Raw genomic sequence first — 10837 nt, 5'->3', positions numbered from 1 at the left:
AACCGTTCTGAATAAGATCTTTCTTCATATCCGGCAAAATCCATGATAATTTCTTTTTGCAGATACTCCGTAATCTCATTAGCCAGAGACTCGTCCGTGCTGTATTCACAGTCCGTCTTTCCTTCTGCATCCAGTACAATGATACGATCTTCCAATGATCTTCCGATAGTCTCCCGATAATCCTTTGGATGATCTTTGGATGATCTGGTTCATTGCGTTTCATAATCCTGAACACCTGACACCACTGTTATCAGACAACGTTTTGCCTTTTTCATACTTTTATTTTCCTTATTCTTTCCTGATAAAATCATTGTTGTTACGTCTATGAAATAACACCGTAAAAAAACACTGTCAGACAGACAGTGCACCTCATTTCATGCAACTGGCTGCCATTTTACAGGCCCTGTAGCTTTGCGTCCCAGACTTTCATCTGGTTTGCCGATTTCCTTATTATAGCTTTTAAACTTATGTAAAAAACTGGTTTTATTATACTATAGCGCTCTACTGTACACAAGAAAAACATTACCGTTTTAACGCCTGAAAACAAAAAAAGAACAGCCGATATATATATACTCGAACTGTTCTTCTACTTCCGAAGTCCACGCAGCATTGACATTACTGTTTCCTGCTCATTTGTACTCAGATCGTTCCATATCCCCAGAACTTCTTTCTGTTTTTCTGTCAGATTTTCTGAATTACCTTCCTGAAAAAACTGCGATAATGTCACGCCCAAAGCTGTACATATTTTTTCAAGTGTGATCAGCGACGGCAGGTTTTCCTACGCCATGATTCTTCCCAGTGAGGACTGGGAAATTTAGTCTCGCATACCAAATATTCAGAGGCCTCTTTCCTATGCCATAACCTCAGATTTTTTATGAGAAGTCAGCTTAACCTATATTATTCACGGCTATGCCGTGAATAATATAGGTTCAATTGTCTCTATAATCTTTTTCAAAGAATCTGCGGATTTCTTAAGCTTTAACGCTTCCTCTCCACTTAAATTAATAGGTATATCAGACTCAATGCCATCTGCACCTACAATAGCCGGCATACTTAACGATACTCCGTCAATGTCATATACTCCATGAATCATATGCGATACCGGGAGTATTGATTTTTCATCTCTCATAATCACTTCGCAGATTCTTTTTACAGACATTGCAATTCCATAATATGTAGCGTGCTTTTTGTTTATAATCTCATAAGCACTGTTCTTGACTGCTGCAGCTATTTCTGCCGTGTTTTCCTTGTGCTTGTAATGTCCACGCATTTCACACATTTCACTCAATGGAACACCGGATACATTGGCTGATGACCATGCTACAACTTCACTGTCTCCATGCTCACCTACTATAAATGCGTGAACACTCCTGCTGTCCACAGATAAATGCTCACCAAGCTTATATCTTAATCGCGCACTGTCTAACACTGTCCCCGATCCAATAACCCTGTTTTCCGGGAGTCCTGATAACTTTATGGCTACCTGTGTCAAAATATCTACCGGATTCGCTACTACAAGCATGATACCTGCAAAATTTCTCTTTGCTATTTCAGGAATGATTGACTTAAATATTGCTACATTTTTATTTACTAGATCAAGCCTTGTCTCTCCCGGTTTTTGCCCCGCTCCGGCAGATATGACAACAATTGCAGCATCAGCTACATCATCATAATCTCCAGCATATATCTTCATCGGACTGGCAAACGGAATACCATGACTGATATCCATTGCTTCTCCCTCTGCCTTGTTCTTGTCTGCATCGATAAGGACAAGCTCTGTAAATAAGCCACTCTGCATCAGGGCAAATGCCGATGCAGAACCAACAAAGCCGCAGCCTATCATTACTGCTTTTTTTGAATTAATCACTTTCTTCTTCGTAATAATCTCACCCCCTTAATAATTCTCTTCATGTACTTCAAAATAGCTCTGTGGATGATTACATACCGGACATATTTCAGGCGCCTTAGTTCCTACCACAATATGTCCGCAGTTACGGCATTCCCATACTTTAACTTCACTCTTTTCAAAAACTTTAGCAGTTTCAATATTCTTAAGAAGTGCACGATATCTTTCCTCATGGTGCTTCTCAATCTCACCTACTGCCCTGAATTTTGCTGCAAGCTCAGGGAATCCTTCTTCCTCAGCTGTTTTAGCAAAGCCTTCATACATATCTGTCCACTCATAATTTTCGCCTTCTGCCGCTGCCGCTAGGTTTTCCTTTGTATCACCAATTCCTGCTAATTCCTTGAACCACATCTTTGCATGTTCTTTCTCATTATCTGCGGTTTTTAAAAACAATGCTGACATCTGCTCGTAGCCTTCCTTTTTCGCTACAGAAGCAAAATAGGTATACTTATTTCTTGCCTGCGATTCCCCTGCAAATGCCTCCTGTAAATTTTTCTCAGTCTGTGTTCCTACGTATTTGTTTGCTACCATTTCTTTTTTCTCCGTTTTCTTTACTATTTTTTCAAAATCTGATGCTGGGTGCTTACATAAAGGACATATAAAATCATCCGGTAATTCTTCTCCTACATATTCATATCCACAAATTCTGCAACGCCATATTGTCTGCCCATCCTCGGTTTTTCCGACTGCCTGTGGCTTAGGTTTAATATTATTCTGGTAATAATCATACGTGACAGAAGGAACATTACTTAAAACTTCCATATCTGTTATCTCACCGATAAACATTGTATGTGATCCTAAGTCCTCCGTTTTATTAACTGTTACAGAAATGTATGCATTTGTACCTTCTGTAATATAATAAATACCATTTGTACCCCTAGCACACTTTTCAAATGCTTCAAATTTATTGGTATCCCTTCCTGATTGGAAGCCAAAATATTTGAACAATTCAAACTGTGCCTTCTGACTTAAGACTGATACTGTGAATTTTCCAGTTCTCTGAATCATGTCATGCGTGTAATTTGCTTTGTTGACGCAGATACTTAACTGGTTCGGTTCTGAAGCTGCCTGAATGGCTGTATTAATAATACATCCATTGTCTTTTTCATCTTCCCTGGCAGTCAGTACAAACAATCCATAACTCAACTTATACATTGCTTTCCTATCCATTTTTTTCCTCCCTGCATTTTAGGCAAATACCTTTAAATGAAATATCATAATCCAAAAATTCGATTCCATGAGTGTTATGAATTCTTTCCAGCAAATCCGGTATTTCATCCATATCCACATCTGAAACTTCACCGCATTTTGCACACCTGACATGGTAATGATTTTTCAATGAAAAATCGAACCTATTCGGTCCATCCGGAACTTCAACCTTCCTTAACGAACCCTCATCTACCAATATATCAAGATTTCTATATACAGTTCCTTTTCCGATCGTAGGATATGCTGCTTTTATAAATTCATACACTTCATTTGCTGTAACATGTCTTCTCATTTCGTATACGGCATTTCTTACAAGATCTTTTTGAATGGTATTTCTCCTACTCGTCATCCGTCCTCCTTATTAGGATTTGTTCTTAATAAGGATTATATATCATCATTATTATATTGTCAATAACATAGTAATAATTCTTATTATTATTAAAAGATGCCCATGCTGAGCATCTTTTATCTAAATCATTGTTTTATTTTTCGTTCAAAAACATATTCCGTTTCTGATGATAAATCAGAACGGAATGAATAACCAAGTCTGTCGAATTTCTTAATATCCAGCGGATTCTCAATATTATTTTCTGCCATAAATCTGACCATTTCACCACGAGCCATCTTGGCATATGTACCTTTTGTTACCATTTTATCTCCAGAAGCTTCACAAAATGTAACCGAAATATATCTGTCCTGTGGTGTCAAATACTTTTCTATACATTTTGAGTATTCTTTTGATGCAAGATTAATGATAATCCTGCTGTCATCTAGTACTGAGCGGTATAACAAGTCACCCCAGTACTCATACAGATTTTTGGCATCTCCAATCCTGATCTTTGCCTGCATTTCCAAACGATAAGGTGTCACACCATCCATTGGTTTCAGAGCACCATAAAATGCAGACAATATTCTCAAATGATTTTGCACATACTCAAGCTGCATATCTTCAAACACAGATGGTGCCATATATTGAAAAGCAATTCCTTCATATGATAAAACAGCCGGACTGAGCATCTGATAAAGATTCATATTTCCCAATCTATTGAAATTTTGTTCTGCAATCTTGTCATTACATTTCCAAATGCCTTTCAGTTCCTCTTTTGACTTACTTTTCAACCAACTTTGTATCTCTGTCGTCTTTTCAATAAATTCAGGCAATGCATCCGGTTCAATACTGTCAGTATCTGTAATCATCTTTTTAGCAGGGGATAATATTATCTTCATTAATCTAATTCCTTAAGCATATTTTCAGGATCATCTGCAGCCTTGACTTTATCATTTGCCTTTATAATAACCCCCTGTTCATCAATAAGATATGTGGTTCTTACTACTCCCATAGATACTTTGCCATAATTTTTCTTTTCTTTCCATACATCATAAGCTTCAATAACTTTTCGCTCTGGATCTGCTAAAAGTGTAAATGCCAATCCATATTTTTCCTCAAATCTCTTGTGAGACGCTACAGAATCCTTACTGACTCCAAGAATAACTGCACCTTTTTCGGTAAACTGAGGGTATCTCTCGGAAAAACCACATGCCTGCTTCGTACATCCTGGTGTATTATCCCTTGGATAAAAATACAAAATCACTTTTTTTCCTGTATAATCCGATAATCTGTGTATTTTCCCATTTTGATCTGGCAACTCAAAATCAGGTGCCTTAATTCCTACTTCCAACATTATTTATTCCTCCCTATCTGTAACTTTCTCTTTTTTTGCCTTTTCTTTTCTATTCCCAGTAATCATTTTATGACCTGTATATATCGCCATTACCATACATAACATAGAACTTAAAGCAAAGTATTTATGACTTGATTTTAGCTTTTTATATCCAGTGTAATAAGTCCCAAACATTGTAATTAATGCTCCAACTGACCAATATTTATGTGCTTTCATGTAATTCCTCCATTTTTTCAGTGTATTCAATTGTAATTATACTCTACCACATTCCTGTGTCAATTTGATAATAGCGCATTCCTATAAATTTTTCAGAATATCATGGTTAAAACTATGTATTGTTATCCTATCATTTTTCTTTGAAAAATCTAACCCAAAGCTTACCTTCAGGAAATTACTATTTCATCTCTTGTCCATCTATTACAACTTTCCCAACCGATGAGACTATATATGATATTATAAGACTATATAAAAGGAGGGCCTGAAATGCCGATTCCACGTGAAATCCTGGACGTTGAACGTCCCGTAAATATAGTTGTCATTGCCTACGGCAGAGACAAACATCTATACAATAGAAAACACGCTCCACATACTTTCTATTGTCAAGAATAATTAGAGTCATTTTAGAGCCAACCGACATAAAACAACGCCGGAAATGCCCATTTTATCAGCATCTCCGGCGTTCTGTCCGTTATTCAAACTCCAGACAGACAGTATGCTATATAAGTGAAAATCATTGATTTTAAGGCATTTTCAGGAACTATCAACCACTAAAATTTATATGAAAAAAAATAAAAAATGCAATAAAAATGCAATCGAAGTACATTCAGATTTTATAAGATAGACCAGCAAACCTCAATATCATCCCAAAATAGACGTTCAAGAATGAGCGTCTATTTTTTGTTTCAAAATTAAATGGGGCTGAAAACAGCCCCGATGGGAATTGGAGATTTGACCCTCCCGGATTCTTCATGTCATGCCAGCCGTAATTTTTCCCACTGCCCCTGCACACTTTAGCAAAAATTCCCAGAAATTCCGTTGCCCACCATAATGCTTTTTACAGTCGTTATTATTGTCATAACCGTACCTCCTGATATTATAAATCTCCACTGAAATCTACTTTTAAGTTGTTGGGAGTACATGACAGAGCTGCATGAGAAAATACAAGCTAACAATCCTAACCATGACCATTTAATTTTTAACACTTAGATAATATCACACCCCTGTAATTTCTTCAATAGCCCCAGAAAGGATGTGATACTACGAAGAACTCACCACCGCTGGAGCGTTCCCCTCCGCTTCCAGACCAGAACCCAAAACCAACAAACACAACATTCAGAAAGGACAGATACATCTATATGGAATTAAAATTCGTTATCCCCAACATGGAAAAAACATTTGGCAACTTGGAGTTTGCCGGAGAAGACAAAACAGAACAGAGAAGAATCAACGGACGCATGGCGGTACTCTCTCGCAGCTTCAATCTTTATTCAGACGTACAGAGGGCAGATGATATTGTGGTTATCCTCCCTGCTGAAGCAGGAGAGAAAGATTTTGACTTTGAGGAACGTGTGAAGCTCGTCAATCCTCGTATCACCGCAGAGGGCTATAAAATCGGCACAAGGGGCTTTACCAACTACATTTTACACGCTGACGATATGGTAAAAGCGTAAGGAAAAGGAGGACATCAGACTATGAGATTAGCAAACGGAATCGTGATTGACAAGGAAGCAACATTCGGAGCATTGAAGTTTTCTGCCCTCCGCCGTGAGGTTCACCTCCAGAATGAAGACGGCTCGGTATCAGAAGAAATCAAAGAACGTACCTATGACTTAAAATCCAGAGGGCAGGGGCGTATGATTCAGGTTTCCATCCCTGCCAGCGTGCCGTTAAAGGAGTTCGATTACAACGCAGAGGTAGAAATTATCAATCCTGTGGCGGATACCGTAGCAACGGCTACCTTTCAGGGAGCAGAGGTGGACTGGTACATCAAGGCGGAGGATATTGTCCTGAAAAAAGGGGCTGCCATGAATCCGCAGCAGCCGAAAAAAGATGAAGTAGTTAGAAAATAGGAATAGACATGGTTACTGAATATAAATAACATAGGTCAAGATTTTTTGCATAGCATCCAAAACCTTTAGTAGCCGAATTACTCATACAGCGAGTAGTTCGGCTACACCTTTCATAAGTTATTATAAAAAGTTTTCAATCAATAAAAATATAACTAAATCAATAAGCAAACTATCTTGTATAGTGGAACAGAACGGTAAAATCTTATTATAGTTAGTAAGAATAAAAGATATTAGTTGCTTACCGATTTTGGGTATTGCTGACATGTTCGATGAATCAAAAGTCGATTTAGACGTTGATGACGTTGTTAGAGATAACAATAACTCTGTTTTTGTATCTGTTTTCTCTCGATGAAAAGAAAAAGTAGTAGAATGTTTAATTTTTTTCATAACAATCCTCCTTAGCTGTTTGAGGTTAGCAACATGAATCTACTTTCATGCCGGTATCATCTAGTTATATTTATTGTATAACACTTATTCATTCTTTTTGTCAAGATTAAAAATTTAATTTATGAAAAGGAGGATTTCAGTATGAAACCATTTTTCCCCCGTGGAAAACGTATCCGTCCCACGGATAAAGACCTTGTGTCCCATACTGCCCTTGCCGCCCTGTTCCCTGTCTTCCTGCTGGTTGTCCTGCTGTTTCATATCCGGCAAATTGCCGGAACCAACTGGCAGGAAGTGTCCCTCTCCCAGATAACACAGGATGTAAATCTCCCTTATCTGCTATTCAGCATGGGCGTGGCAGGAATGGTGTGCCTTACAGCCGTTCTTCTGTTCTGGCGATACCGCAGGGATGAAGTAAAGCAGCTCATCCACCGTCAAAAGCTGGCAAGGATGGTATTGGAAAACAAGTGGTATGAATCAGAGCAGAGAAAAGAAGACGCTTTTTTCAAGGACTTGTCTTCCAGCCGTTCCAAAGAAACCATTACTTACTTTCCCAAAATCTACTACCGGATGAAACAGGGCTTGCTCCATATCCGTGTAGAAATCACCTTGGGGAAATATCAGGAACAGCTCTTAAACTTGGAGAGAAAGCTGGAAAGCGGCTTGTACTGTGAGCTGACGGATAAGGAATTAAAGGATTCCTATGTGGAGTACACCCTGCTCTATGATACTATTGCCAACCGTATCTCCATTGAGGATGTACAGGCAAAGGACGGCAGGCTCCGGCTTATGCAAAATGTCTGGTGGGAGTATGACAAGCTCCCCCATATGCTCATTGCCGGAGGAACCGGCGGCGGAAAGACCTACTTCATCCTGACCCTTATTGAAGCCCTGCTCCGCACCAACGCTGTCCTGTTCGTGTTAGACCCAAAGAACGCTGACCTTGCGGATTTACAGGCGGTTATGCCGGATGTGTACTACAAAAAGGAAGATATGCTCGCCTGCATTGACCGTTTCTATGAAGAAATGATGAAACGCAGCGAAGACATGAAGCTCATGGAGAATTACCGGACAGGGGAAAACTACGCTTACTTGGGACTTTCGGCACATTTCCTTATCTTTGATGAATATGTGGCATTTATGGAAATGCTCGGCACAAAGGAAAACGCCGCCGTCCTCAACAAATTAAAACAAATCGTTATGCTTGGGCGGCAGGCTGGTTTCTTCCTGATTCTCGCCTGCCAGCGTCCAGACGCAAAGTATCTGGGGGACGGAATCCGTGACCAGTTCAATTTCCGTGTGGCTCTGGGGAGGATGTCGGAAATGGGCTATGGGATGATGTTCGGGGAAACTACAAAGGACTTCTTCCTAAAACAGATAAAAGGGCGTGGCTATGTGGATGTGGGAACCAGCGTTATCTCGGAATTTTACACGCCCCTAGTACCAAAAGGACACGATTTCCTCAAAGAAATAAAAAAACTGACAGACAGCAGGCAGGAAGTGCAGGCGGCGTGCGAAGCGAAAGCCGCAGAAGCGGACTGACCTGCTGTGGCTGGTGTGCCGTAAGGCACGCCAGCAGGAACCCCTCGTATCTAACAGAGGGGTACAAATCGACAGGCAACAATCAAACAACAGGGCAGAATCCCACGATACACAAGGGATTTTTCCCATATCCGGCGTATGTCAACAAGGCTCTGAAAGTTGACATACGCTTTTTTAGACAGGAGGGATTTTCACTGAATGAAGAAACATGGGTACGGGACATCAAAGAGAAACGGGAAGTTTACGGTATCTCACAACAGAAACTTGCCCTAGCTGCCGGAATTACCCGTCCGTACCTGAGTGATATTGAAACGGGCAAGGCTCACCCATCCGAAGCATTACAGGAAACCATCACGGAAGCTCTGGAACGCTTCAATCCAGACAATCCCCTTGAAATGCTCTTTGACTATGTGAGGATTCGCTTTCCCACTACGGATGTGAAGCATATCGTGGAAGACGTGCTACGGCTAAAACTCCCCTACTTTATCCATGAAGACTACAGCTTCTATTCTTACACAGAACATTACTATCTGGGTGATATTTTCGTTCTGGTATCGCCGGAACTGGAAAAAGGGGTGCTGCTGGAGCTGAAAGGACGTGGCTGCCGCCAGTTTGAAAGCTATCTTCTGGCACAGGAACGGAGCTGGTATGAATTTTTTATGGATGTTCTCATGGAGGACGGCGTGATGAAGCGGCTTGACCTCGCCATCAATGACAAAACGGGAATCCTGAACATTCCCCATCTGACAGAGAAGTGCCGGAATGAGGAATGTATCTCGGTCTTCCGCAGCTTCAAAAGCTACCGCAGCGGTGAACTGGTACGGCGTGAGGAAAAAGAATGTATGGGGAACACCCTGTATATCGGCTCCCTCCAAAGTGAGGTGTACTTCTGCATTTACGAAAAGGACTATGAGCAGTACAAAAAGCACGATATTCCCATTGAAGACGCAGAGGTAAAGAACCGCTTTGAAATCCGGCTGAAAAATGAGCGTGCCTTTTACGCCATCCGTGACCTGTTAGAACATGACAATCCAGAACGGACAGCCTTTCAAATTATCAACCGCTATGTCCGGTTCGTGGACAGGGACAATACAAAGCCCCGTTCTGACTGGCGTATCAATGAGGAATGGGCGTGGTTTATAGGGGAACACAGGGGAAGTCTGAAACTGACAACCAAACCGGAACCCTATTCCTTTGAACGCACCCTGCACTGGCTCTCCCATCAGGTAGCCCCCACGTTAAAGCTGGCTCTCCGTCTGGATAAGCTGAACCACACCCAGATTGTCCATGACATCATCACCCATGCAAGGCTGACGAAGAAGCACGAAAAAATCCTGAAGCAGCAAGCCGCCGCTGCAAAGGAGGTGGTGCTTTAACGGCGGCAATCTTGAAACCTAAGGAATCTTACAGGAAAGAAAGGAGCTTTTATGAATTTCGGACAGAATCTTTACAACTGGTTTTTATCCAACGCCCAGTCCCTTGTGCTGCTGGCAATCGTGGTGATTGGACTGTACCTCGGATTTAAGAGGGAATTTTCCAAACTTATCGGTTTTCTGGTGGTGTCCCTTGTAGCGGTCGGTCTGGTCTTCAATGCGGACGGTGTAAAGGACATCTTACTGGAACTGTTCAATAAGATTATCGGTGCATAGGAAACCCTTGTTACACTTCCGTTATGTAGCAAGCTCTGATTGCTTCATGGCGGAAGTCCACTAGGGGCTTGGGGAGCGTAACTCCCCAAAAACCTGACAGAGAAAGGACGTGATACTGATTGAGGAAATGAGAATCTACATCCTGAACACCACAAGGTTTTACCATGAAGATTTTGAGGAATATCCTGGGGCATGGTTTTCCTGTCCTGTGGATTTTGAAGAAATCAGGGAACGTCTTGGAGTTCAGAGTGAGGAAGAAATCGAAATTGAAGACTATGAGCTGCCGTTTCCATTGGAGGGCAACACAAGGCTCTGGGAAATCAACGCCCTTTGCCGGATGATACAGGAAATGCAGGGAACGCCCCTCTATTATGAAATGGATGTGGTACAAAAGCG

13 protein-coding genes and 1 riboswitch are annotated in these 10837 nt (G+C 41.0%); of the genes, 6 read left to right on the top strand and 7 right to left on the bottom strand.

Annotated elements, in window-relative coordinates:
- Positions 1-374 precede the first annotated feature (374 nt).
- Positions 375-450, bottom strand: a riboswitch (cyclic di-GMP riboswitch).
- A 457-nt stretch (positions 451-907) separates the two neighbouring features.
- The 6 genes from DWZ40_RS12505 to DWZ40_RS12480 form a co-directional block, all read right to left on the bottom strand.
- Complete coding sequence (locus tag DWZ40_RS12505; protein ID WP_118543352.1) at positions 908-1867, bottom strand: L-lactate dehydrogenase; 960 nt, start codon at positions 1865-1867, stop codon at positions 908-910.
- A 27-nt stretch (positions 1868-1894) separates the two neighbouring features.
- Positions 1895-3076 carry a rubrerythrin gene (gene rbr / locus DWZ40_RS20335; protein ID WP_118543351.1) on the bottom strand — a complete coding sequence of 394 codons (1182 nt, stop codon included), beginning with the start codon at positions 3074-3076 and terminating at the stop codon, positions 1895-1897.
- Positions 3069-3464, bottom strand: coding sequence for a transcriptional repressor (locus DWZ40_RS12495; protein ID WP_118543350.1), 396 nt, complete (start codon positions 3462-3464; stop codon positions 3069-3071). Before DWZ40_RS12495 ends, rbr begins: the two co-directional genes overlap by 8 nt.
- Before the next feature lie 125 nt (positions 3465-3589).
- Entirely contained in the window at positions 3590-4342 is a 753-nt protein-coding gene (yaaA, locus tag DWZ40_RS12490; protein WP_118543349.1) for a peroxide stress protein YaaA, read from the bottom strand.
- The gene (gene bcp / locus DWZ40_RS12485; protein ID WP_118543348.1) at positions 4342-4797 is read right to left on the bottom strand and encodes a thioredoxin-dependent thiol peroxidase; all 456 of its coding nucleotides are present in this window, start codon (positions 4795-4797) and stop codon (positions 4342-4344) included. The genes yaaA and bcp overlap by 1 nt, the downstream gene beginning before the upstream one ends.
- Positions 4798-4800: 3 nt before the next feature.
- Positions 4801-5013: a DUF6219 family protein gene (locus DWZ40_RS12480; RefSeq protein ID WP_117649891.1), complete on the bottom strand. Its 213-nt coding sequence runs from the start codon at positions 5011-5013 to the stop codon at positions 4801-4803.
- Between the two features lie 1139 nt (positions 5014-6152).
- Between DWZ40_RS12480 and DWZ40_RS12475 the strand changes: the two genes are divergently transcribed.
- Both DWZ40_RS12475 and DWZ40_RS12470 read left to right on the top strand, forming a co-directional pair.
- Positions 6153-6467 carry a YdcP family protein gene (locus DWZ40_RS12475; RefSeq protein WP_118543347.1) on the top strand — a complete coding sequence of 105 codons (315 nt, stop codon included), beginning with the start codon at positions 6153-6155 and terminating at the stop codon, positions 6465-6467.
- 21 nt (positions 6468-6488) lie between these two features.
- Positions 6489-6866 carry a YdcP family protein gene (locus DWZ40_RS12470; RefSeq protein ID WP_117845359.1) on the top strand — a complete coding sequence of 126 codons (378 nt, stop codon included), beginning with the start codon at positions 6489-6491 and terminating at the stop codon, positions 6864-6866.
- Positions 6867-6986: 120 nt separating this feature from the next.
- Here the strand turns inward: DWZ40_RS12470 and DWZ40_RS12465 are convergent, their stop codons facing one another.
- A complete protein-coding gene (locus tag DWZ40_RS12465) occupies positions 6987-7253 on the bottom strand; it encodes a hypothetical protein (RefSeq protein ID WP_117845358.1) in 267 nt (88 codons plus the stop codon).
- 141 nt (positions 7254-7394) lie between these two features.
- On the opposite strand from DWZ40_RS12465, the gene DWZ40_RS12460 reads away from it, so the two are divergent.
- The 4 genes from DWZ40_RS12460 to DWZ40_RS12445 form a co-directional block, all read left to right on the top strand.
- Entirely contained in the window at positions 7395-8792 is a 1398-nt protein-coding gene (locus DWZ40_RS12460; protein WP_118543346.1) for an FtsK/SpoIIIE domain-containing protein, read from the top strand.
- A 164-nt stretch (positions 8793-8956) separates the two neighbouring features.
- A complete protein-coding gene (gene mobT, locus DWZ40_RS12455; RefSeq protein ID WP_347560086.1) occupies positions 8957-10168 on the top strand; it encodes a MobT family relaxase in 1212 nt (403 codons plus the stop codon).
- Between the two features lie 51 nt (positions 10169-10219).
- Positions 10220-10441 carry a hypothetical protein gene (locus DWZ40_RS12450; RefSeq protein WP_002570387.1) on the top strand — a complete coding sequence of 74 codons (222 nt, stop codon included), beginning with the start codon at positions 10220-10222 and terminating at the stop codon, positions 10439-10441.
- 127 nt (positions 10442-10568) lie between these two features.
- On the top strand, positions 10569-10837 hold a 269-nt coding region (locus DWZ40_RS12445; protein ID WP_182431741.1), incomplete at its 3' end, for an antirestriction protein ArdA.

It is taken from the genome of Clostridium sp. AF32-12BH (genome assembly GCF_003477935.1).
Classification (GTDB): Bacteria; Bacillota; Clostridia; order Lachnospirales; family Lachnospiraceae; genus Brotaphodocola.
The sequence above is the reverse complement of the archived record's forward strand: the minus strand, read 5'-3'. Positions and strand labels throughout refer to the sequence as shown.

Bases quoted from the DNA above. Each gene is read 5' to 3' on its own strand.
- bcp (WP_118543348.1), bottom strand. From the start codon at position 4,797: ATGTTGGAAGTAGGAATTAAGGCACCTGATTTTGAGTTGCCAGATCAA.
- DWZ40_RS12465 (WP_117845358.1), bottom strand. From the start codon at position 7,253: ATGAAAAAAATTAAACATTCTACTACTTTTTCTTTTCATCGAGAGAAA.
- DWZ40_RS12480 (WP_117649891.1), bottom strand. From the start codon at position 5,013: ATGAAAGCACATAAATATTGGTCAGTTGGAGCATTAATTACAATGTTT.
- DWZ40_RS12470 (WP_117845359.1), top strand. From the start codon at position 6,489: ATGAGATTAGCAAACGGAATCGTGATTGACAAGGAAGCAACATTCGGA.
- DWZ40_RS12475 (WP_118543347.1), top strand. From the start codon at position 6,153: ATGGAATTAAAATTCGTTATCCCCAACATGGAAAAAACATTTGGCAAC.
- yaaA (WP_118543349.1), bottom strand. From the start codon at position 4,342: ATGAAGATAATATTATCCCCTGCTAAAAAGATGATTACAGATACTGAC.
- DWZ40_RS12460 (WP_118543346.1), top strand. From the start codon at position 7,395: ATGAAACCATTTTTCCCCCGTGGAAAACGTATCCGTCCCACGGATAAA.
- rbr (WP_118543351.1), bottom strand. From the start codon at position 3,076: ATGGATAGGAAAGCAATGTATAAGTTGAGTTATGGATTGTTTGTACTG.
- DWZ40_RS12450 (WP_002570387.1), top strand. From the start codon at position 10,220: ATGAATTTCGGACAGAATCTTTACAACTGGTTTTTATCCAACGCCCAG.
- DWZ40_RS12495 (WP_118543350.1), bottom strand. From the start codon at position 3,464: ATGACGAGTAGGAGAAATACCATTCAAAAAGATCTTGTAAGAAATGCC.